The organism is Streptomyces hamibioticus (assembly GCF_047946815.1).
Lineage (GTDB): Bacteria > Actinomycetota > Actinomycetes > Streptomycetales > Streptomycetaceae > Streptomyces.
Window position 1 is genome coordinate 2,184,323 of sequence record NZ_JBKKQY010000001.1, and the last position, 22,170, is coordinate 2,206,492.

Annotated in this window: 17 protein-coding genes; 3 read left to right on the plus strand and 14 right to left on the minus strand. The window is 72.8% G+C overall.

Translation table 11 applies throughout. The features are described 5' to 3' along the window. Positions 1 to 18 precede the first annotated feature (18 nt). The 4 genes from ilvN to ACLGIH_RS09665 form a co-directional block, all read right to left on the minus strand. Entirely contained in the window at positions 19 to 543 is a 525-nt protein-coding gene (ilvN, locus tag ACLGIH_RS09650) for an acetolactate synthase small subunit (RefSeq protein ID WP_166002432.1), read from the minus strand. Positions 544 to 564: 21 nt separating this feature from the next. Further along, positions 565 to 2,415, minus strand: coding sequence for an acetolactate synthase large subunit (locus ACLGIH_RS09655; RefSeq protein WP_416524813.1), 1,851 nt, complete (start codon positions 2,413 to 2,415; stop codon positions 565 to 567). Between the two features lie 242 nt (positions 2,416 to 2,657). Next, a complete protein-coding gene (locus ACLGIH_RS09660; RefSeq protein WP_416524814.1) occupies positions 2,658 to 5,699 on the minus strand; it encodes a putative bifunctional diguanylate cyclase/phosphodiesterase in 3,042 nt (1,013 codons plus the stop codon). A gap of 450 nt (positions 5,700 to 6,149) precedes the next feature. After that, positions 6,150 to 7,100 carry a 2-hydroxyacid dehydrogenase gene (locus tag ACLGIH_RS09665; protein WP_416524815.1) on the minus strand — a complete coding sequence of 317 codons (951 nt, stop codon included), beginning with the start codon at positions 7,098 to 7,100 and terminating at the stop codon, positions 6,150 to 6,152. A 93-nt stretch (positions 7,101 to 7,193) separates the two neighbouring features. On the opposite strand from ACLGIH_RS09665, the gene ACLGIH_RS09670 reads away from it, so the two are divergent. Together ACLGIH_RS09670 and ACLGIH_RS09675 are read left to right on the plus strand one after the other, a co-directional pair. After that, positions 7,194 to 8,192: an aldo/keto reductase gene (locus ACLGIH_RS09670; RefSeq protein WP_416524816.1), complete on the plus strand. Its 999-nt coding sequence runs from the start codon at positions 7,194 to 7,196 to the stop codon at positions 8,190 to 8,192. A 114-nt stretch (positions 8,193 to 8,306) separates the two neighbouring features. Further along, complete coding sequence (locus ACLGIH_RS09675) at positions 8,307 to 9,458, plus strand: PQQ-dependent sugar dehydrogenase (protein WP_416524817.1); 1,152 nt, start codon at positions 8,307 to 8,309, stop codon at positions 9,456 to 9,458. Here ACLGIH_RS09675 and ACLGIH_RS09680 read toward each other — a convergent pair. After that, entirely contained in the window at positions 9,455 to 9,661 is a 207-nt protein-coding gene (locus ACLGIH_RS09680) for a DUF6191 domain-containing protein (protein ID WP_416524818.1), read from the minus strand. The genes ACLGIH_RS09675 and ACLGIH_RS09680 overlap by 4 nt on opposite strands. Before the next feature lie 170 nt (positions 9,662 to 9,831). On the opposite strand from ACLGIH_RS09680, the gene rox reads away from it, so the two are divergent. Further along, entirely contained in the window at positions 9,832 to 11,262 is a 1,431-nt protein-coding gene (rox, locus tag ACLGIH_RS09685; protein WP_416524819.1) for a rifampin monooxygenase, read from the plus strand. Between the two features lie 23 nt (positions 11,263 to 11,285). Here the strand turns inward: rox and ACLGIH_RS09690 are convergent, their stop codons facing one another. From ACLGIH_RS09690 to gatC, 9 genes are all read right to left on the minus strand, one after another. Next, complete coding sequence (locus ACLGIH_RS09690) at positions 11,286 to 14,342, minus strand: helix-turn-helix transcriptional regulator (RefSeq protein WP_416524820.1); 3,057 nt, start codon at positions 14,340 to 14,342, stop codon at positions 11,286 to 11,288. A 101-nt stretch (positions 14,343 to 14,443) separates the two neighbouring features. Further along, positions 14,444 to 14,629 carry a hypothetical protein gene (locus ACLGIH_RS09695; RefSeq protein ID WP_416524821.1) on the minus strand — a complete coding sequence of 62 codons (186 nt, stop codon included), beginning with the start codon at positions 14,627 to 14,629 and terminating at the stop codon, positions 14,444 to 14,446. Positions 14,630 to 14,825: 196 nt separating this feature from the next. After that, entirely contained in the window at positions 14,826 to 15,407 is a 582-nt protein-coding gene (locus ACLGIH_RS09700) for a hypothetical protein (RefSeq protein WP_416524822.1), read from the minus strand. Positions 15,408 to 15,442: 35 nt separating this feature from the next. Next, positions 15,443 to 16,018 carry a GNAT family N-acetyltransferase gene (locus ACLGIH_RS09705; protein ID WP_416524823.1) on the minus strand — a complete coding sequence of 192 codons (576 nt, stop codon included), beginning with the start codon at positions 16,016 to 16,018 and terminating at the stop codon, positions 15,443 to 15,445. After that, a complete protein-coding gene (locus ACLGIH_RS09710; protein WP_416524824.1) occupies positions 15,996 to 18,242 on the minus strand; it encodes an MMPL family transporter in 2,247 nt (748 codons plus the stop codon). The genes ACLGIH_RS09705 and ACLGIH_RS09710 overlap by 23 nt, the downstream gene beginning before the upstream one ends. A gap of 257 nt (positions 18,243 to 18,499) precedes the next feature. Further along, positions 18,500 to 20,014, minus strand: a complete 1,515-nt coding sequence (gene gatB, locus ACLGIH_RS09715; RefSeq protein WP_416524825.1) for an Asp-tRNA(Asn)/Glu-tRNA(Gln) amidotransferase subunit GatB — start codon at positions 20,012 to 20,014, stop codon at positions 18,500 to 18,502. A gap of 15 nt (positions 20,015 to 20,029) precedes the next feature. Continuing rightward, a complete protein-coding gene (locus tag ACLGIH_RS09720) occupies positions 20,030 to 20,269 on the minus strand; it encodes a hypothetical protein (RefSeq protein WP_064729962.1) in 240 nt (79 codons plus the stop codon). Then, positions 20,266 to 21,759, minus strand: a complete 1,494-nt coding sequence (gene gatA, locus ACLGIH_RS09725) for an Asp-tRNA(Asn)/Glu-tRNA(Gln) amidotransferase subunit GatA (protein ID WP_416524826.1) — start codon at positions 21,757 to 21,759, stop codon at positions 20,266 to 20,268. The genes ACLGIH_RS09720 and gatA overlap by 4 nt, the downstream gene beginning before the upstream one ends. 5 nt (positions 21,760 to 21,764) lie before the next feature. Beyond that, positions 21,765 to 22,061: an Asp-tRNA(Asn)/Glu-tRNA(Gln) amidotransferase subunit GatC gene (gene gatC / locus ACLGIH_RS09730; protein WP_004925108.1), complete on the minus strand. Its 297-nt coding sequence runs from the start codon at positions 22,059 to 22,061 to the stop codon at positions 21,765 to 21,767. Positions 22,062 to 22,170: the final 109 nt, after the last annotated feature.

The following is a 22,170-nucleotide window of genomic DNA, read 5'->3' on the forward strand; positions in this document are numbered from 1 at the left end:
GGCCGCCCGGACACCGGATCAGGCGCTGCGGTCCAGGGCGCGCAGCGAGCGGTCCGTGATGGAGCGGGCGCCGCGGCCGATGGCGATCGTGCCGGACTGGACGAGTTCCTTGATGCCGTACGGCTCCAGCATCTTGAGCATGGCGGACAGCTTGTCGCTGCTGCCGGTGGCCTCGATGGTGACGGCCTCCGGGGAGACGTCGACGGTCTTGGCGCGGAACAGCTGGACGATCTCGACGATCTGGGAGCGCGTCTCGTTGTCGGCGCGCACCTTCACCAGAACGAGTTCGCGCTGAACCGCCTGCGACGGCTCCAGCTCGACGATCTTGAGCACGTTGACCAGCTTGTTGAGCTGCTTGGTCACCTGCTCCAGCGGCAGGTCCTCGACGTTCACCACGATGGTGATGCGGGAGATGTCGGGGTGCTCGGTGACGCCGACGGCGAGGGAGTCGATGTTGAAGCCGCGGCGGGAGAACAGGGCCGCGATCCGGGCGAGGATGCCCGGTGTGTTCTCCACCAGGACGGAGAGCGTGTGCTTGGACATGATCTCTTCGGTCTCTCTCGCTCAGTCGTCTTCGTTGTCGCCGAAGTCGGGGCGGACGTCCCGGGCGGCCATGATCTCGTCGTTGGAGGTACCGGCGGCGACCATCGGCCAGACCATCGCGTCCTCGTGGACGATGAAGTCGATGACGACCGGACGGTCGTTGATCGAGTTCGCCTCCTCGATCACCTTGTCGAGGTCGGCGGGGTCCTCGCAGCGGATCGCGTGGCAGCCCATGGCCTCCGACAGCTTGACGAAGTCGGGGACGCGGGTGCCCCGGGCCTCCGGGTTGACGTCGTCCGGGCCGGAGTGCAGCACGGTGTTGGAGTAGCGCTGGTTGTAGAACAGGGTCTGCCACTGGCGGACCATCCCGAGGGCGCCGTTGTTGATCACGGCGACCTTGATCGGGATGTTGTTCAGCGCGCAGGTGACCAGCTCCTGGTTGGTCATCTGGAAGCAGCCGTCGCCGTCGATCGCCCAGACGGCCTGGCCGGGCGCGCCGGCCTTGGCGCCCATGGCGGCCGGGACGGCGTAGCCCATGGTTCCGGCGCCGCCGGAGTTCAGCCAGGTGGCGGGCTTGTCGTACTGGATGAAGTGCGCGGCCCACATCTGGTGCTGGCCGACGCCCGCCGCGAAGATCGTGCCCTCCGGCGCGAGCTGCCCGATGCGCTCGATGACCTGCTGCGGGGACAGGGAGCCGTCCTCGGGCTGGTCGTAGCCGAGCGGGTAGGTCTCGCGCCAGCGGGACAGGTCCTTCCACCAGGCGCTGTAGTCGCCCTTGTTGCCCTCGCCGTGCTCCTTCTGCACCGCCTGGATCAGGTCGGCGATGACCTCGCGGGCGTCCCCGACGATCGGCACGTCGGTGGCGCGGTTCTTGCCGATCTCGGCGGGGTCGATGTCGGCGTGGACGATCTTGGCGTACGGGGCGAAGCTGTCCAGCTTGCCGGTGACGCGGTCGTCGAAGCGGGCGCCGAGGGCGACGATCAGGTCGGCCTTCTGCAGCGCGGTGACGGCGGTGACCGCACCGTGCATGCCCGGCATTCCCACGTGCAGCGGGTGGCTGTCGGGGAACGCGCCGAGCGCCATCAGGGTGGTGGTGACGGGCGCTCCGGTCAGTTCGGCGAGGACCTTCAACTCGGCGGTGGCCCGGGCCTTCAGGACGCCGCCGCCGACGTAGAGGACGGGCCGCTTGGCGGCGGTGATCAGCTTGGCGGCCTCGCGGATCTGCTTGGCGTGCGGCTTGGTCACCGGGCGGTAGCCGGGCAGGTCCATGGCGGGCGGCCAGGAGAAGGTGGTCTTCGCCTGGAGGGCGTCCTTGGCGATGTCGACCAGGACCGGGCCGGGGCGGCCGGTGGAGGCGACGTGGAACGCCTGCGCGATCACCCGGGGGATGTCCTCGGCCTTGGTGACCAGCCAGTTGTGCTTGGTGATCGGCATGGTGATGCCGACGATGTCCGCCTCCTGGAAGGCGTCGGTGCCGATCGCCTTGGAGGCGACCTGGCCGGTGATCGCGACCAGCGGGACGGAGTCCATGTGGGCGTCGGCGATCGGGGTGACCAGGTTGGTGGCGCCGGGACCGGAGGTGGCCATGCAGACGCCGACCTTGCCGGTGGCCTGCGCGTAGCCGGTGGCCGCGTGGCCGGCACCCTGCTCGTGGCGGACCAGGACGTGACGCACCTTGCCGGAGTCCATCAGCGGGTCGTACGCCGGAAGAATGGCCCCGCCGGGAATGCCGAATACCGTGTCGGCGCCGACCTCCTCGAGAGAGCGGATGAGGGACTGCGCACCCGTGACGTGCTCGACGGGGGCGGACTGCTGTCCTCCGGATCGGGGCCGCGGCTGCGGATGATGGGCCCCGGTGGCCTGCTCGGTCATCGGCATTCTCTTCTCGATGCTGAGGGTTTTTGCGAGGTTTGTACGGTGTTCGCGGGCTGTGCGAGCGGGACTCGACAGGTGCTGGTGCAACAAAAAACCCCTCGTGCCGAAAGGCAAGCGAGGGGAGCGCGCCGGGTGGTGGGTCGCCGAGCATTCGAGGCTCGGCTTCAGCCGACGCGCTGTCCAAGTACGAGAATTCGGGTGCGCATGGAACTGACCCTCCCCCCGGCACGCACTCACTGTCAAGTGGGTGGGACGGGAGTCTCATTATGTGAGCGCAGTGCCGTGCCACCACCGAGAACGGCCGGGACTGAGCTGGTCACGCTGCCGGTCACCCCTTTGGTGTACACGCCGCCCGGGGCGCCCGTGCCGCCCGCGAAGGCCGGCTCGGCCGGGCCGTGCGGCACCGGATAGCGGCCGGTGGCGAGGGCCCTGCGCAGCCGGTACTCGTCCAGCGGCCCGGAGAAGGCCATGCCCTGCCCGTGTGTGCAGCCCATCGCGCGCAGGGCGACGACCTGCTCCGGCAGGTCGACCCCGCCGGCCACGGACTTCAGCCCGAGGTCGGTGGCGATGCGGAGCAGACCGCTGGTGATCTTGTGGAGCCGCGCGGACTCGACGACGCCCTCGACCAGACTGCGGTCGAGCTTCAGCACGTCGACCGGGAGTCTGCGCAGCGCCGTGATGGCCGCGTAGCCGCTGCCGAAGCCGTCGAGCGCGATCCGTACGCCGACCCGCTTGAGCGCGTTCAGCCGGCGCTCCAGCTCCTCCAGACCGAGCCGGGGGTCGATGTCGGCCAGCTCGATCACCAGGGCGCCGGGCGGCAGCCCGTGCCGGGTCAGCAGGGCCTCCACCGAGCCCAGCGGCATGGAGCGGTCCAGCAGCCGGCGGGCGCCGATACGGACGGCCACCGGTGCGGTCAGGCCCGCGGCGGCCCGCTCGGCGGCCTGCTCGACCGCCTCCTGGAGCACCCAGCGGTCGAGTTCGGCGGTCTTGTCGCCGTCCTCGGCCACCCGCTCGAACTCGGCGGGGGTGAACAGCACTCCCTGCGAGGAACGCCAGCGCGCCTGGGCGCAGACCGACGTGATCCGGCCGTCCGCCAGGGCCACCACCGGCTGGTGCAGCAGCGCGAACTCGCCGTCGTGCAGCGCGGCCCGCAGGCGGGTGGCCAGCTCGGCCTTGCGGACGACGTCCTGCTGCATCTGCGGGCGGTACAGCTCCACGCGGCCCTTGCCGCCCGCCTTGGCGCGGTACATCGCCAGGTCGGCGTTGCGCAGCAGTTCGCCCGCGCCGAGGCCGGGTTCGGCGAAGGCGACGCCGATGGAGGCGTTGACCCGGACATCGTTGCCGTCGATGAGATACGGCTGCGACAGCGTCGTCCTGAGGCGGTCGGCGAGTTCCAGGATGTGCCGTTCCCGGGCGGTCCGGTCCCGGGTGCCGTCCCCGACGATCAAGGCCGCGAACTCGTCGCCGCCCAGCCGGGAGGCGGTGTCGCCCTGGCGGACCGCCTCCTGGAGCCGGCGGGCGGCCTGGACGAGCAGTTCGTCCCCGGCCTGGTGCCCGATCGTGTCGTTGACGGCCTTGAAGCCGTCGAGGTCGATGAAGAGCACCGCGGTGCCGCGCAGGGCGGCGCCCCGGTCGGAGGCCCGGCGGCCGGACAGGGCCTGCTGGACCCGCTTGGTGAACAGGGCCCGGTTGGGCAGGTCGGTGAGCGGGTCGTGCTCGGCGCTGTGCTGGAGCTGCGCCTGGAGGCGCACGCGCTCGGTGACGTCCCGGCTGTTGAAGATCAGGCCGCCGTGGTGGCGGTTGACGGTGGACTCGACGTTGAGCCAGCCGCCGTCGCCGGAGCGGAACCGGCACTCGATGCGCGTGGTCGGCTCCTCGACCGGGTCGGCGGCGAGGAAGCGGCGCACCTCGTGCACCACACAGCCCAGGTCGTCCGGGTGGATGAGGCCGGCCAGTTCGCTGCCGACGAGTTCCTCGGCGGGGCGGCCGTAGACCCCGGCGGCGGCCGGGGAGACGTACCGCAGGATGCCGCTGGGCGCGGCGATCATGATGACGTCGCTGGAGCCCTGCACCAGAGAGCGGAAGTGGTTCTCCTTCTGGGCCAGTTCCTGGGTGAGGGTGATGTTGTCGAGCAGCATGATGCCCTGCCGGACGACGAGCGCCAGCACGACCGTGCCGCCGGTCAGGAGCACCACGCGGTCGACGCTGCGGCCGTTGAGGACGTTGTAGAGAATGCCCAGCGTGCAGACGGCGGCGGCGAGATAGGGCGTGAGCGCGGCCAGCGACCCGGCGATCGGCCGGGCGGCCGGAAAGCGGCTGTGCTCGCCGCCGCCCTGCAGGGGTGTCGGGGGCCGTGGGCCGGTGCGCTGGCCGGGGACGTGCTCGTGCACCACGCGCGTGTGCCCGCCGGGTTCGTCCGCGTCCGCCGGCCGTCCGTGCCGGGGCGCGGCCCAGGGGGCGTACGCGAGCAGCAGCGAGCCGGCGAACCAGCCCGCGTCGAGCAGCTGGCCGGAGCGGTAACCGCTGTGCACCAGCGGCGAGGTGAACAGGGCGTCGCACATCACGGTGAGCGCGAGTCCGCCGATCGCGGTGTTGACCGCCGAGCGGTAGACGGGCGACCGCCGGAAGTGCAGCGCGAGCACCATGCTGACCAGGGCGATGTCGAGCAGCGGGTACGCCAGCGACAGCGCGGTGTGGGCCACGCTCGCCCCGTCCACCTTGGCCGCCTGCGCGAGCGCCAGGCTCCACGCCAGCGTCAGCAGCGAGCCGCCGATCAGCCAGGCGTCCAGCGCCAGGCAGATCCAACCCGCTTTCGTCACCGGCCGTTTGGCGAACACCAGCAGGCCCACGATGGCGGGCGGCGCGAAGCACAGGAAGAACAGGTCCGCGTAGCTGGGGCTGGGCACCGGCCGCACCAGGACGACCTCGTACCACCCCCAGACCACGTTCCCCAGGGCCGCCATCGCGGAGGAGAGGGCGAACAGCAGCCAGGCGGGCCGGAAGCGGACGCGTCGGCTGCGGGCGTAGAGGAAGCAGGACACGGCGGCCGCCCCGGCCGCGGCGGCCAGCCCGAAGTCGCCCATGATCACGGCGAGGCGCGCAGAGCCCCAGCCGAACGCGGAACCGATGGCGTATCCCGCGCAGACCAGGGCCAGCAGCAGCGGACGGGCCAGGCTCGGCCCGCCGGGACCGGCCGACGGGCGCGGCAGCAGCGGGCCCGGCGCCGGCTGCGCCCGCAGCGCTCCGTCGAGGGTGGGCGCGGGAGGCGAGGGTGACGTCACCGCGTCCTCCCGGTCCGCCTGGGTACCGGGTCGCGCGGACTCCGGTACGCCGGGTGGGCATGCCGCCTGCGGCTGCCGTGCCTGCGCTGGTGACTGTGGTGGCCGTGCTCGCCGCGTCTGCGCGCGGCCGTGCGCCAGGGCCGTCGTCGGCGGCTCCGCCGCGTCGGATCGTTCGTCCATAGGCCGTGCATCGCCCGTCGCCCCCCTCGCAGTCTCAGATGTCCGTCCCCGGCGCCGAACGGTGCACGGCGCAGCCCCTGTCGGGGACGATACACCAGTCTCGTCACTCAGGGACATAGGTTCTCTACGCTCCGTGACGACCAGGGACTATGTGGGTACCCACCGCTTCCGGAGGGCTGCGGAGGGTGCTCGAAGCGGATGCCGTCGGGACGGGTGCGCCGGGCGCGCGGAGCACACCTCCCGCGCGCCTTCAGGCTCCGCTCGCGCGCCTCACGTGCCGGGTGCGCCCGTCGTCAGAACCACGTTGCGCAGCGGCTCGCGGTTCACGAAACGGCGCAACTGGTCCGTCAGCAGCCGCTTGGCGCGCGGCAGGAAGGCGGACGTGGGCCCGCCGACGTGCGGGCTGATCAGCAGGCCCGGCGCCTGCCACAGGGGGTGGCCCGCGGGCAGCGGCTCGGGGTCGGTGACGTCGAGGGCGGCGGTGATCCGCCCGCTCTCCAGTTCGGCGAGCAGCGCCTTGGTGTCGACGACCGGGCCGCGGGCGACGTTGACCAGCAGGGCACCGGTCTTCATACGGCCCAGGAACTCCGCGTCCACCAGGCCGCGGGTGGTCTCGGTGAGCGGTGTGGACAGGACGACGACGTCCGCCTCCGGGAGCAGGGCGGGCAGTTCGGTGAGCGAATGCACCGGCCCGCGCGCCGTGGTGCGCGCGGAGCGCGCGACGCGCGCCACCCGCGCAACCTCAAAGGGGGCGAGCCGGTCCTCGATCGCGGAGCCGATCGATCCGTAGCCGACGATGAGGACGTCCTTGTCGGCCAGCGCGGGCCGGAACCCGCCGAGCCACTCGCCCCGGTCCTGCGCGCGCACGAAGTCCGGGATGCCGCGCAGCGAGGCCAGGACCAGGGCGAGGGTGAGTTCCGCGGTGCTGGCCTCGTGCACGCCGCGGGCGTTGCACAGCCGCACGCCCGCGGGCAGGTGCTTCAGTCCGGGCTCGACGTGGTCGATGCCGGCCGACAGTGTCTGGACGACCCGGACCGAGCGCATCGACGGCATGGGACGGGTGCCGACGCCGCTGGGCTTCATGTAGGGCACGACGTAGTACACGCAGTCGGCGGGGTCCGCGGGGAACTCCTCGCCGCCGTTCCAGAAGCGGTACACGGGCCCGTCGGGGAGCCCCTCGATCTCGTCCGGCGGGATGGGCAGCCACACGTCAGCAGTCATGCCCAGGAGGCTATGTCAGGGGCACGCAACGGCAGAGGTTAGGTTGGGGCAGGCCTGACGAGTCAGGACACGGCGAGGGGAGGTCACGACCAGGTGGAGCGCAGGACTGTCGGTGCGGCGGCACTCGCGGTGGGGGCCGTCGGACTGGGGTGCATGCCGATGAGCTGGGCGTACAGCGCGTCGCGGCAGCGGGGCGACGAATCGCTCAGGGCGGTGCACCGGGCGCTGGACCTGGGTTGTTCCCTGCTGGACACGGCCGACATGTACGGCCCCTTCACCAACGAGCTGCTGGTGGGGCGCGCGTTGAAGGAACGGCGGGCCGACGCCTTCGTGTCCACGAAGGTCGGTCTGCTGGTCGGCGACCAGCACATCGTGGCCAACGGCCGCCCCGGGTATGTGAAGCGGGCCTGTGACGCGTCGCTGCGCCGGCTCCAGACGGACGTGATCGACCTCTACCAGCTGCACCGCGCCGACCCCGAGGTGCCCGTGGAGGAGACCTGGGGCGCCATGGCGGACCTGGTGCGGGCCGGGAAGGTGCGGGCGCTGGGGCTGTGCGCGGTCGGTGCCCGCTCGGCGCGGCGGGCGGGGGCGCGGCTGCACGACGCGACGATCCGGCAGCTGGAGCGGGTGCAGCAGGTCTTCCCGGTGAGCGCGGTGGAGGCCGAGCTGTCGGTGTGGTCGCCGGAGGCGCTGGACGCGCTGCTGCCCTGGTGCGAGGCGCGGGGCGTCGGGTTCCTCGCCGCGATGCCGCTCGGCAACGGCTTCCTGACCGGCACACTGACGCCCGGCGAGGGCTTCGAGCCGGACGACCTGCGCGCCCGGCACCCGCGTTTCACGGCCGAGATGATGGCGGCGAACCAGCCGATCGTCGCGGGCCTGCGCCGCATCGCGGCCCGGCACGGCGACACCGTCACGCCGGCGCAGGTGGCCCTGGCCTGGGTGCTGGCGCAGGGCCGGCACGTGGTCCCGGTGCCGGGCGCCAAGCGGGAGCGCTGGGTGACGCAGAACGCCGCGGCGACCGCGCTGCGGCTGACGGACCGGGACCTGGCCGAGGTGGGCGGGCTGCCGGCGGCGCTCGGCTCGTGGGAGTGAGGACGCGGCCGTACGGTTGGGGGTTCGCCGAGTCGGGAACTTGTGGGGCGCGGGCGGTGTAAGACAGGGAGAACCCGCCGCGTCGAAGGGACCGAGATCGTGCAACGTCGAGTCGTGACGGCCGTGTGTGCCGCCGCCGCACTCCTGCTGACGGCCGGCTGCTCCTCCGGCGACGGAGGCGGAGCCCCGGGCGGAGACGAGGGCGCCTCCCCCGCCCGTACGGCCTCGCAGTCGTCGCCCTCAGGGCCGGCCGCCGAGGAGACCCCGCCCGCCAAGGGCTCCGTGGAGGTGGTCCGCACGGTCGCCACCGGCCTGGACAGCCCCTGGGGCCTGGCCCAGCTGCCGGAGGGCGACCTGCTGGTCTCCTCCCGCGACGAGGCCACGATCACCCGGATCGACGGCGAGACCGGCAAGAAGACCACCGTGGGCGAGGTGCCCGGGGTGGAGCCGGCCGGCGAGGGCGGGCTGATGGGGCTGGCGCTCTCGCCCGACTACGCCTCGGACCGGATGGTCTACGCCTACTTCACCTCGGCGTCGGACAACCGCATCGTCCGCATGCTGTACGACGCCGACAAGCCGTCCGGCGAGCAACTCGGCTCCCCCGACACGGTCTTCAGGGGCATCCCCAAGGGCGTCATCCACAACGGCGGCCGGATCGCCTTCGGCCCGGACAGGATGCTGTACGCCGGCACGGGCGAGAGCGGCGAGACGGAGCTCTCCCAGGACCGGGACTCCACGGGCGGCAAGATCCTGCGCATCACCCCCGACGGCGACCCGGCGCCCGGCAACCCGTTCCCGGACTCGCCGGTCTACTCGTACGGCCACCGCAATGTGCAGGGTCTGGCCTGGGACGGCAAGCAGCGGCTGTTCGCCTCGGAGTTCGGTCAGCACACCTGGGACGAGCTGAACGCGATCAAGCCGGGCGACAACTACGGCTGGCCCGAGGCGGAGGGCCGGACCGACGGCGAGAAGTTCCACGACCCGGTCGCGCAGTGGTCCCCGGAGGAGGCCTCCCCCAGTGGCATCGCCTACGCCGAGGGCTCCGTGTGGATGGCGGGCCTGCGCGGCGAGCGGCTGTGGCGGATCCCGCTGAAGGGCACGGAGCCGGCGGCGGACTCCCAGGCGTTCCTGGAGGGCGAGCACGGCAGGCTGCGCACGGTGGTCGCGGCGGGCGACGACAGGCTGTACCTGGTCACCAGCAACACGGACGGGCGGGGCAACCCGAAGGAGGGCGACGACCGCATCCTGGAACTGAAGGTGCGCTAGCCGCGGGCCTCGTTCCCGTCCTCGCCCGGTTCCGCCTCCTGCGGTTTCGGCGGGCGTACGACGGCTTTCCCGGAGGTGAGGTCTATCGGCCCGCGTCCGGGATCGCCGTCGCCGACGTCCTCCCGGGTCAGCTCCAGCCGGTTCTGCTCGTCGCGGGTGTGCTTGCGACCGGGGGCGAAGATTTCCTCGAAGACGTTGAACATGACGATGCAGGGTGTCCGTCCGCAGCGGCCGCAAAAGAAAAGGCAAGGACGTCACCGACTCCTTGCCACTCTCAACGTATAGCGCACCGGGGGGCTTGCGGCAAGGCCCCCGTCGTGCCGCAGAATCACCGGCCGAAGCCCGTACCTGCGGAGAAATATGGGGGGATGTCATGATCGATGTGATCATTGCCGGTGGCGGACCGACGGGCATGATGCTGGCGAGCGAGCTGCGGCTGCACGGGGTGCGGGTGCTCGTGCTGGAGAAGGAGGCGGAGCCGGCCGCGTTCGTCCGCGCGCTGGGCCTGCACGTCCGCAGCATCGAGCTGATGGACCAGCGCGGTCTGCTGGAGCGGTTCCTCGCGCAGGGCACGACGTACCCGGTCGGCGGCTTCTTCGCCGCCATCCCCAAGCCGTCGCCCGAGGGGCTCGACACCGCCCACGGGTACGTCCTCGGCATCCCCCAGACCGTCACCGACCGTCTGCTGGCCGAGCGTGCCGCCGAGCTGGGCACCGAGATCCGGCGCGGCTGCGCACTGGCCGGGCTGAGCCAGGACGCGGACGGGGTGACCGCCGAGCTGGCCGACGGCACGCGGCTGCGCTCGCGCTACGTGGTCGGCTGCGACGGGGGCCGCAGCACCGTGCGCAGGCTGCTCGGCGTCGGCTTCCCCGGCGAGCCCAGCAGGGTCGAGACGCTGCTGGGCGAGATGGAGGTGGGCGTGCCGCCGGAGACGGTGGCCGCCGTGGTGGCCGAGGTCCGCACGACCCAGTTGCGGTTCGGCGTCGGTCCCGTCGTCGACGGCGGAGCGTACCGCGTCGTCGTGCCCGCCGAGGGCGTGGCCGGGGACCGCACGGTCCCGCCGACGCTGGAGGAGTTCAAGCGGCGGCTGCGGGCCGTCGCGGGCACCGACTTCGGCGTGCACTCACCGCGCTGGCTCTCCCGCTTCGGCGACGCCACCCGGCAGGCGGAGCGCTACCGGGTCGGCCGGGTGCTGCTGGCCGGCGACGCGGCCCACATCCACCCGCCGACCGGCGGGCAGGGGCTCAACCTCGGTATTCAGGACGCGGTCAACCTCGGCTGGAAGCTGGCCGCCGAGGTGGCCGGCTGGGCGCCTGAGGGGCTGCTCGACAGCTACCACGCCGAACGGCACCCGGTGGCCGCCGACGTGCTGGCCAGCACCCGCGCGCAGATGGAGCTGATGTCCACCGAGCCGGGCCCCCGGGCGGTGCGCCGGCTGGTGTCGGAGCTGATGGACTTCGAGGAGGTGAACCGGTACCTGACCGAGAAGATCACCGCGCTCGGGGTCCGCTACGACTTCGGCGAGGGTCATGAGCTGCTCGGCCGACGGATGCGGGACGTGCGGCTGAAGCGGGGCCGGCTCTACGAGCTGATGCGCGGCGGGCGCGGGCTGCTGCTCGACCAGACCGGCCGGCTGTCGGTGGCGGGCTGGGCGGACCGGGTCGACCACGTGGTCGACGTCAGCGAGGAGCTGGAGGTGCCCGCGGTGCTGCTGCGGCCGGACGGCCATGTGGCGTGGGCCGGTGAGGACCAGCGGGAACTGCTCGGCCGGCTGCCGGCGTGGTTCGGAGCCGCCGCCGGCTGAGCGAACGGTCCGGCCGCGCGGCGTCAGCCGGCCGCCCGGTCCACCGCGTGCACCCGGAACAGCCCCAGCCGGTGCGCCACCGCCGCCGCCTCGCCGCGGCCCGCGACGCCGAGCTTGGCCAGGATGTTGGAGACGTGCACGCTGGCCGTCTTCGGGGAGATGAACAGCTCCTCGGCTATGCGGCGGTTGGTGTGCCCGTCGGCGACCAGGCGGAGCACGTCGCGTTCGCGGCTGGTGAGCCCGAGCGCCTCGGCCGGGTCGGCGGCGGGAGCGGCGGCGGAGGGGGTGTGCAGGGGCAGCCGGGCGCGCTGGGCGAGCCCGGCGGCCGCGTCGGCCAGCGGGCGGGCGCCGAGGTGGCCGGCGACGGCGTGGCAGAGCCGAAGCAGTTCCACGGCGCGGTCGCGGTCGCGTTCGCCGCCGGCCGTGAGCAGGGCCTCGGCCAGCCGGTACCGGACCCGGGCGAGGTCGTACGGCCGCTCCAGGGTCTCGAACGCGGTGACCGCCTCCGACCAGAGCTCCGGCGTGTCCCGCCCCTCGGCGCGGTGCAGTTCGGCGCGGACCCACTGGTCGTGGGCCTGCCACAGCGGGACGCCGGTGGTGAGTGACTTGGCGGCCCCGCGCAGCCGGTCGAGCGTCTCGCCGCGGCCCTCCTCGGCGCCCGGCACCCCGCGCGCGTCGGCCTCGGCCTCGGCGGCGGCCAGCAGCAGCGGCCAGCCGTAGCGCTGGGTGCCGGGCGGGAACCCGGCGTCCAGGGCGCGGCCGAGCTCGGCGCGGGCGTCGGCCAGACGGCCCTCGGCGGCGGCGACGGCGACGGCCATCACGGCCAGCGGCAGCCGGTACTGCGGCATGGGGTCGTGCGTGCCGTAGGCGGCGCGGGCGTCGGCGAGCTGCCGGGCGGCCTCGGCGAGCTCGCCGCGGGCGAACGCGATCCAGGAGCTCTTGAGGCAGGCGCCGCCGCGGGGCTGGGCGGCCCGCCCCGAGGCGCGGGCCGCCGCCTCCAGCGCCTCGTCCCAGCGGCCGAGGGACAGGAGCGACTCGGCGAGGTTGCCCCACACCCAGGCCTCGGACTCCAGCAGGCCCATCCGCCGGGTGAGGTCGATGCCGTCGCGCAGGATGCCGACCGCCTCCTCGGAGCGGCCGATGCCCTCCAGCACCGAGGGCAGGTTGACGTGGCTGCGGGCCACCACGCCGGATCGGCCCTGGGCCACCGCCAGCTCCTTGACCTCGTACATCTCGGCGAGGCCGGCGTCGATGTGGCCGGCGTCGGCCATCAGGCCGCCGAGGGTGAGGCGGGCGTCCAGCTCGATGTCGGCGGTGCCGACCATGCGCGCGTACTCCACGGCCCGCTCGGCGGCGGTGACGGCCTCGGGGCCGGGGTTGTGCAGCATCGCCCAGCCGGCGGCCACCGCCAGGATGCGGGCGTGGACCTCGGAGGGCGGCAGTCCCCGGACGAGGTCCTGGGCCATGGTCAGTTCGTGCCGGCCGTCGCCGCGGGCCTGGGCCTGGACCAGCAGGCCGCGCTGGGTCCAGAACCAGGCGGCGCGCAGTGGGTCGGGTTCCTCCTCCAGCAGGTCCAGCGCCCGCCGGGTGATCCTCAGGGCCCGCTTCCGCTCGCCGCTCAGCCGCCCCGCGACGGCGGCCTCGGCCATCAGGTCGAGGTAGCGCAGCGGGGTGTCGGCCGGTGTGCCGGCGCAGGGAGCGCCGGGCGCCGGATAGAACTCGGCGCAGTCGGGCGGCCGCAGGGCGGCCCGCACGTCCTCGGGGGCGGAGTCCCACAGCTCCATGGCGCGCTCCAGCAGCCCGAGTTGCTCGGAGTAGGCGTGGCGGCGGCGGGCCTCGACGGCGGCGTCCAGCACGGCCGGCAGGGCCCGGGCGGTGTCGTTGGCGCGGTACCAGTAGCTGGCCAGGCGCATCACGCGCTCGTCCGCCGGTACGAGCGTCGGGTCGGCGTCGAGGGCCTCGGCGTAGCGGCGGTTGAGGCGGGAGCGCTCGCCGGGCAGCAGGTCGTCGGCGACGGCCTCGCGGACCAGGGAGTGCCGGAAGCGGTAGCCGTCGCCGTCGGGCGCGGGCAGCAGGATGTTGGCGTTCACCGCGGCGCGCAGGGCCTCGATGAGGTCGTCCTCGCCGAGCCGGGTGACGGCGGCGAGCAGCCGGTGCTCGACGGTGGTGCCGCCCTCGGCGACGATCCGGGCTGTGCGCTGGGCGTTCTCGGGCAGCGCCTCGACCCGGACCAGGAGCAGGTCGCGCAGCGTGTCGGTGAGGCCGCTGCGGCAGCCCTCGGGTGCGGCGACGGCCAGTTCCTCGACGAAGAAGGCGTTGCCGTCGGAGCGCCGGAAGATCTCGTCGACCTGGCTCTGCTCGGGTTCCCGGGCGAGGATGCCCGCGATCTGGCGGCCCACTTCCTCGCGGGTGAAGCGGCCCAGCTCGATGCGGCGGACCGTGCGCAGCCGGTCGAGTTCGGCGAGCAGGGGGCGCAGCGGGTGGCGGCGGTGGAGGTCGTCGGAGCGGTAGGTGGCCAGGACGACGAGGCGGCCGGTGCGCAGGGTGCGCAGGAGGTAGGCGAGCAGGTGGCGGGTGGAGGCGTCGGCCCAGTGCAGGTCCTCCAGGACGAGGAGGACCGGTTGCCGGGCGGCGACCCGCTCCAGCAGCCGGGCGGTCAGCTCGAAGAGGCGGGCCAGGCCTTCTTCGTCGGGGCGGCCGGGGGGTGTGGCGGCGGGGTTGTCGGCCAGTTCGGGCAGCAGCCGGGCGAGTTCCTCCTCCTGGCCGGACGCCGCGGCGGCCAGGTCGTCCGGCAGGGCGCGGCGCAGGGCGCGCAGCGCGGTGGAGAAGGGCGCGAAGGGCAGGCCGTCGGCGCCGATCTCGACGCAGCCGCCGAGGGCGACGACGGCGCCGTGCTCGCGGGCGGCGGTGGCGAACTCCTCGACGAGGCGGGTCTTGCCGACGCCCGCCTCGCCGCCGAGGAGGAGGGCCTGCGGCTCTCCCTCGGCGGCGCGGACGAGCGCCTCGCGCAAGGTGTCCAGTTCATCGGTGCGGCCGACGAACACGGGGCTGACTGACCTGGTCTCCACGGGCTCGAGCATCGCACGCGGGTCCGACAGTGCGGCACCGGTTTTCGGAAGGGCGACCGCCGAACGCTTGGTCGCACGCGGGGCCGTGCGGTGGTCCTCCCGGGGTCCGGCGCTCACGCGGCCCGTGGGAAGCGGTGCCTGCGGGTGCGGGCCCTATGGTTCTCGGACTCGGCGGTGTCCTGGGCGGCTGCGCGGCGGGCGGCGCGGGCGGCACGGACGACCTCGCGGGCCAGCCGCTCCTGCTCGGCGCGGCGGATCAGGTCGGCGGAACGGGCCTTGTGCAGCTCGTACTCGTACATGGCTCATCCTCTGGGTGATCGGATCGGGTGCCGCGGTGTGCGACGCCTCTACCTTCGTCTCCCAGGTGGGCCGGCCACATCGGGTAAGTTCCGCATCTTCGGCGGGCGCGGGGGCCTTAGAAGCGAGGGAGGGGTCTTAGGGCGGGCGCCTGGTGTGCGCGCGTGCCCTAAGACCCCTCAGGAGTCCGGTTCCGGCTCAGCCGGCCGACGGCAGTCCCAGCAGGACGTCGGTGTACTTCAGCACGGCCAGCAGCAGGCCGATCACGCCGAGCGCGACGCCGCCCCAGGCGACCGACTTGATCCACGGGGCCTGCGGCGCGCCGGGCGTCCCGAACGCGGGGCGGGCGAGCACCACGACGCCGACGATCAGCGCGATCAGGGCGAAGACGCCGCCCCACAGCGCGGTGGCCTGCCAGGCCTGGCCGTAGCCCTTGTCGATCAGCTGGGCGACGTTCGAGGACGAGGACGTCTCCAGCTGCCCGATCAGCGACTGGCGGGCGGCGGCCACGGTGCCGACCCAGCTGCCGGTCAGCGAGACGATGCCGAGCCCGGCGGAGACGACGGCGCCCGCGCCCTGGCCGACCCCGGAGGTGCCCTGCTGCCCGGCGGTGCCGGCCTCGGCGGCCTCGTCCGCGGCCTCGGTGGCCTCAGCGGCCTCGGTCTCCTCGGTGGCCGTGACCGCCTCGTCGGTCCGGTCCGCCGGGCCGGCCTTGCCGGCCTCGGCGGCCTCGTCGGTGTTCGTCTTCAAGCCGGTCTCGTCCACTGTCTTCGTTCCCATGTCTCGCACCGTACGGACGCTGTCTGAGAGGTCCCTTAATGATCCTTCTGGGCGGTACGCACGCGTGCCGCACGCCACTCGGGCGCGAGCACGGCCCACACCTCCGTGTCCTGGCGCGCGCCCCGGTAGGGGAAGCTCTCGCGCAGAACGCCCTCCCGCATCATGCCGAGTCGCCGCGCGGCGTTGACACTGGGGGTGTTGGCGGACGACGCGTGCCACTCCACGCGGTGCATGCCGCGCTCGTCGAAGGCCCAGTCGATCAGCACCCGGGCGCCGCGCGTGACCAGCCCCTTGCCCGTCCCGGCCGACTCCAGCCAGCAGCCGATCTCACACACGCCGGTGGCGGCGTCGAAGACCCGGAACAGCAGCCCGCCGACGAGCTTGCCGTCGAGCCACAGCCCGTGCAGGAACCCGCTGTCGGCGGCGCGCTTGTCGGCGTAGGCCTGGAGCAGCGCCCGCGCGGACTCGACGTCGGTGGCCTTCGCCCCGAAGGGGATGTGCTGTGTGATGAACTCCCGGCCCCGGTCCAGGTGCGCGAGGAACTCCTCGGCGTGCCAGGGCTCCAGGGGACGCAGTTCCGCTCCGTCGTCACCCAGTGATATCGCGTACATCCCGCTGCCGCTCCTCCTGCGCCAGTACGTCCGCCACTTCGGCGTCCGTCGCGGCGGCCAGCCTCTCATGCGCGGCACGGCACTCGGGCGGTTCGATGCTGATGCGGGGCAGGCGGGCGTCCAGCCAGCGGGGCAGCCACCAGTTGGCCCGGCCGAGCAGGTGCATCAGCGCGGGCACCAGGAGGGTGCGCAGCACGAAGGCGTCCAGGGCGACGGCGGCGGCCAGGGCGATGCCGAACATGGCGATCACGCGGTCGCCGCTGAGCACGAAGGCGAGGAAGACCGAGATCATGATGACCGCGGCGGAGTTGATCACCCGGCTGGTCTCGGCGAGGCCCACCCGGACGGACCGCCGGTTGTCGCCGGTCTCCAGCCACTCCTCGTACATCCGGCTGACCAGGAAGACCTGGTAGTCCATGGAGAGCCCGAACAGCACCGACACCATGATCACGGGCAGGAAGGGTTCGATCGGCCCGGCACTGCCGAGGCCCAGGAGTTCGCTGCCCCAGCCCCACTGGAAGATCGCGACGACGACGCCGAAGGCGCCGGCCACGGCGGCGACGTTCATGACGGCGGCCTTGACCGGGATGCCGACGGACCGGAAGGCCAGCAGGAGCAGCAGGCAGCCCAGGCCGACGACGACGCCGACGAACAGCGGCAGCTTGCCGATGATGACGGCGGCGAAGTCGTCGTAACCGGCCGTGACGCCGCCCACGTGCACGTCGAGTCCGGTGCCGCTCTCGGCGCGCGGCAGCACCTCCTCGCGCAGCCGGTCGACGAGGTCGCTGGTGGCCTGCGACTGCGGGGACGACTCGGGGACGACGGTGAGGTACGCGGTGTCACCGCCGGAGCTGTACGTCGCCGGTGTCACCGAGGTCACGCCCTCGGTGCCGCGCAGGGCGGCGTCGAGGTTGTCCAGGGCGAGCCGGTCCTCGGCGCCGCCGACCTCGGTGACCAGGGTGAGGGGGCCGTTCACGCCGGGTCCGAAGCCCTCGGCGAGCAGGTCGTAGGCCTGGCGGGTGGTGCTGTGCTGCGGGTCGTTGCCCGCGTCGGAGGTGCCCAGGCGCAGCCCGAGGGTGGGCAGGGCGAGGATCGTGACGACGACCAGCGCGAGGGCGCCGAGCAGCTTGGGGTGGCGCTCGACGAAGGCCGACCAGCGGGCGGCGAACCCGGTCGGCACCTCGGGCTCGGGCCCGTGCTCGGCCAGCCGGCGGCGCTCGCGCCGGCTCAGCGCCCGCGGGCCGATGTACGACAGCAGGGCCGGCAGCAGCGTCACGGAGGCCGCGACCGTGAGGACCACGGTCAGCGAGGCGGCGACGGCCACGCCGTTGAGGAAGCCGAGCCGGAGGATCAGCATGCCGAGCAGGGCGATGCAAACGGTCGCTCCCGCGAAGACGACCGCCCGCCCCGTGGTCGCGACGGCCTGCGTGGCGGCCTCGGGGACGGACAGCCCGCGTTTCAGTCCGCGCCGGTGCCGGGTGACGATGAACAGCGCGTAGTCGATGCCCACGCCGAGCCCGATCAGCATGCCGAGCATGGGCGCGAAGTCGGCCACCGTCATGGCGTGTCCGAGCAGCACGATACCGGCGTAGGCGGTGCCGACCCCGACCAGCGCGGTGGCGATGGGCAGCGCGGCGGCGGCGGGCGAGCCGAAGGCGAGGAGCAGCACCACGGCGGCGATGACCACCCCGACCACCTCGGCCAGGTGCCCGCCGGGCGCCTCGGTGCCGCCCACGGCGCTGCCGCCCAGGGCCACCTGGAGCCCGTCGCCCTCGGCGGACTTCGCGGTCTGCACGACGGCCCGGGCCTCGGCCTCGTCGATGTCCTTGGCCTGCTCGTCGAAGGTGACGACGGCGTACGCGGTGCGGGCGTCCTCGCTGATGAGCGACCGGCCGGGGGCGTCGTACGGGTTGGTCACGGAGGCGACGCCGGGCAGGTGCTCGATGCGGTCCAGGGTGCGGGTCATCGTCTGTTCGACGGCGGCGGCGCGGACGGTGCCGGACGTGGTGTGCCAGACGATCGTGTTGCTGTCGCCGCCGCGGTCCGGGAAGCCGTCGTCGAGCAGCCGGGAGGCGCGGTCGGACTCGGTGCCGGGGACCTTGTAGTCGTTCGAGTACGCCGTGCCGGTGGCGGCGGCCGCTGCCGCCACCCCGCCGAAGGCGAGCAGCCAGAGCAGAACGGTGACGAGGCGGCGTTGGACACACCAGCGTGCGAGGGCTGCCACGAACGTGCTCCCAGGGTGACTGTTTGTGGATCTTTGGCCGGGAACAGTCGTACATGAACTGAACAGCCCGCAAAGAACGCATGAGCAATGCAGTGCCACTCTTGCAGGAGGAAGTGATCCATTGCGGAATTCGTGGGCTTATTCACATCGGTGGAGGACGGCCCATCCGACGATCAGGTGAACGATGCCGGGGAACGCCGGCCGGGGCCGCACCGGGTGTCCGGTGCGGCCCCCGCGGAGGTGAGCGTCGACGGGCCTCAGCCTTCGGCCACGCCCAGCTTCTGAAGGATCAGCTCCTTGACGCGGGCCGCGTCCGCCTGGCCGCGGGTCGCCTTCATGACCGCGCCGACCAGGGCACCGGCCGCGGCCACCTTGCCGCCGCGGATCTTGTCCGCGACGGCCGGGTTGCCGGCGATGGCCTCGTCCACGGCCGCGGTGAGCGCGCCCTCGTCGGAGACGACCTTCAGACCGCGCTTGTCGACGACCTCGTCCGGCGTGCCCTCGCCGGCGAGCACGCCCTCGATGACCTGGCGGGCCAGCTTGTCGTTCAGGTCGCCGGCCGCCACCAGCTCGGTGACCCGGGCGACCTGGGCCGGCGTGATCGCCAGCTCGTCCAGCGCCCTGCCGGACTCGTTGGCGGCGCGGGCCAGCTCGCCCATCCACCACTTGCGGGCGGAGGCGGCGTCGGCCCCGGCGTCGATGGTGGCGACGATCGGGTCCAGCGCCCCGGCGTTGAGGATCGCCTGCATGTCGGTGGCCGAGATGCCCCACTCCTCGCGGAGCCGGTTGCGGCGCACCAGCGGCAGCTCGGGGAGCGCGGCGCGCAGCTCCTCGACCCACGCCCGGGACGGGGCGACCGGGACGAGGTCGGGCTCCGGGAAGTACCGGTAGTCCTCGGCCTCCTCCTTCACGCGGCCGGAGGTCGTGGACCCCGTGTCCTCGTGGAAGTGGCGGGTCTCCTGGACGATGGTGCCGCCGCCGCTCAGCACGGCGGCGTGCCGCTGGATCTCGTAGCGGGCCGCGCGTTCCACGGACCGCAGCGAGTTCACGTTCTTCGTCTCGGAGCGGGTGCCGAACTTGTCGGCGCCCTTCGGCATCAGCGACAGGTTCACGTCGCAGCGCATCTGGCCCATCTCCATGCGGGCCTCGGACACGCCGAGTGCGCGGATCAGCTCGCGCAGCTCACGGACGTACGCCCGCGCGACCTCGGGGGCGCGCTCGCCCGCGCCGGTGATCGGCTTGGTGACGATCTCGATGAGCGGGATGCCGGCGCGGTTGTAGTCCAGCAGGGAGTGGGACGCGCCGTGGATGCGGCCGGTGGCGCCGCCGACGTGGGTCGACTTGCCGGTGTCCTCCTCCATGTGGGCGCGCTCGATCTCCACGCGGAAGGTCTCGCCGTCCTCCAGCTGCACGTCGAGGTAGCCGTTGAAGGCGATCGGCTCGTCGTACTGGGAGGTCTGGAAGTTCTTCGGCATGTCCGGATAGAAGTAGTTCTTCCGGGCGAAGCGGCACCACTCGGCGATCTCGCAGTTCAGCGCGAGACCGATCTTGACGGCGGACTCGACGCCGGTCGCGTTGACGACCGGCAGCGCGCCGGGCAGGCCGAGGCAGACCGGGCAGGTCTGGGTGTTCGGGTCGGCGCCGAGCGAGGTCGAGCAGCCGCAGAACATCTTGGTCTTGGTGCCGAGTTCGACATGGACCTCGAGGCCCATGACGGGGTCGTACGACGCGAGTGCTTCCTCGTACGACGCCAGGTCGGTCGTGGTGGTCACGGTGAAACTTCCCTCTCAGCCCAGCAGGACGTCGTCGTCGCCCAGCCGCTTCAGCTCGCGGTAGAGCAGGGCCAGGCCGGTGACGACGCCGGCGGCGGTGACGACGGCGTCGACCAGGCGCAGCGTGTCGTTCTCCACGCGCGCTTTCTTGATCTGCTTCGCGACGCCGATCGCCCCGAACGCGGTGGCGGCCATGGACATGTACGTACCGGACTTGGACTTCTTGAAGCCCTTGGCCTTGGTCAGTGCGCTCACAGCGACGGTGCCTCCTCGATCAGCGGGTGGCCCCACTGTTCCACGAAGGCGGCCTCGACGGCGGCCCCGACCTTGTAGAGCCGGTCGTCCTTCATGGCGGGGGCGATGATCTGCAGGCCCACCGGCAGGTTGTCCTCGGGGGCGAGGCCGCAGGGCAGCGACATGGCCGCGTTGCCCGCCAGGTTGGTGGGGATGGTGCACAGGTCGGCGAGGTACATCGCCATCGGATCGTCGGCGCGCTCGCCGATCGCGAAGGCGGTCGTCGGGGTCGTCGGGGAGACGATCACGTCGACCTGCTCGAAGGCCTTCTCGAAGTCCCGGGTGATGAGCGTGCGGACCTTCTGGGCGCTGCCGTAGTAGGCGTCGTAGTAGCCGCTGGACAGGGCGTACGTGCCGAGCATGACGCGGCGCTTGACCTCGGGCCCGAAGCCGGCCTCGCGGGTCAGGGAGGTGACCTCCTCGGCGGAGTGCGTCCCGTCGTCGCCGGTCCTCAGGCCGTAGCGCAGGCCGTCGAAGCGGGCGAGGTTGGAGGAGCACTCGGACGGCGCGATCAGGTAGTACGCCGACAGCGCCAGGTCGAAGGACGGGCAGTCCAGCTCGACGATCTCGGCGCCCAGCGACTTCAGCAGCTCGACGGACTCGTCGAACCGCTGGATCACGCCGGGCTGGTAGCCCTCGCCGCGGAACTGCTTGACCACGCCGACCCGCATACCGGAGACGCTGCCGTTGCGGGCTGCCTCGACCACCGGCGGGACGGGCGCGTCGATGGAGGTGGAGTCCATCGGGTCGTGGCCGGCGATCACCTCGTGCAGCAGGGCCGCGTCCAGGACCGTACGGGCGCAGGGGCCGCCCTGGTCGAGGGAGGAGGAGAAGGCCACCATGCCGTAGCGGGAGACGCCGCCGTACGTCGGCTTGACGCCGACCGTGCCGGTGACGGCCGCGGGCTGGCGGATGGAGCCGCCGGTGTCGGTGCCGATGGCGAGCGGCGCCTCGAAGGCGGCGAGCGCGGCGGAGGAGCCGCCGCCGGAACCGCCGGGGATCTTGGTGAGGTCCCAGGGGTTGCCGGTCGGGCCGTAGGCGCTGTTCTCCGTGGACGACCCCATGGCGAACTCGTCCATGTTGGTCTTGCCGAGGATGACGACGTCGGCGGCCTTCAGCTTCTTGGTGACCGTCGCGTCGTACGGCGGGATCCAGCCCTCGAGGATCTTGGAGCCGACGGTCGTGGGCACGCCCTCGGTGGTGAAGATGTCCTTGAGCGCGAGGGGGACGCCGGCCAGCGGGCCGAGCTTCTCGCCGCGCTCCCGCTTGGCGTCCACGGCGCGCGCCTGCGCGAGGGCGCCCTCGCGGTCGACGTGCAGGAAGGCGTGCACCTTCTCGTCGACGGCCTCGATGCGGGCCAGGTGCGCCTCGGTGACCTCGACGGCGGTCAGCTCGCCGGAGGCGATCTTCGCGGCGATCTCGGCCGCGGTGAGCCTGATGATGTCGCTCATGGCGGTTACTCCTCCCCCAGGATCTGCGGCACCTTGAAACGCTGCTGCTCCTGGGCCGGGGCGCCGGAGAGCGCCTGCTCGGGGGTGAGCGACGGACGGACCTCGTCCGGGCGCATGACGTTCGTCAGCGGGAGCGGGTGCGAGGTCGGCGGTACGTCTTGGTCGGCGACCTCGCTGACGCGGGCGACCGCGCCGATGATGTCGTCCAGCTGTCCCGCGAAGTGATCGAGCTCTTCGGGCTTCAGCTCCAGACGCGCCAGCCGGGCGAGGTGGGCGACCTCCTCGCGCGTGATGCCAGGCATGCAGCGTTCCTCTGGGGTGAGTGTGTGTGGTTTGGCCCAATCCTATGGGGCGGGGACCTGTGCTCGTGAAACGGTTTCCCCAGCCGCCCGGAGGGGCGGGGAGAACGGC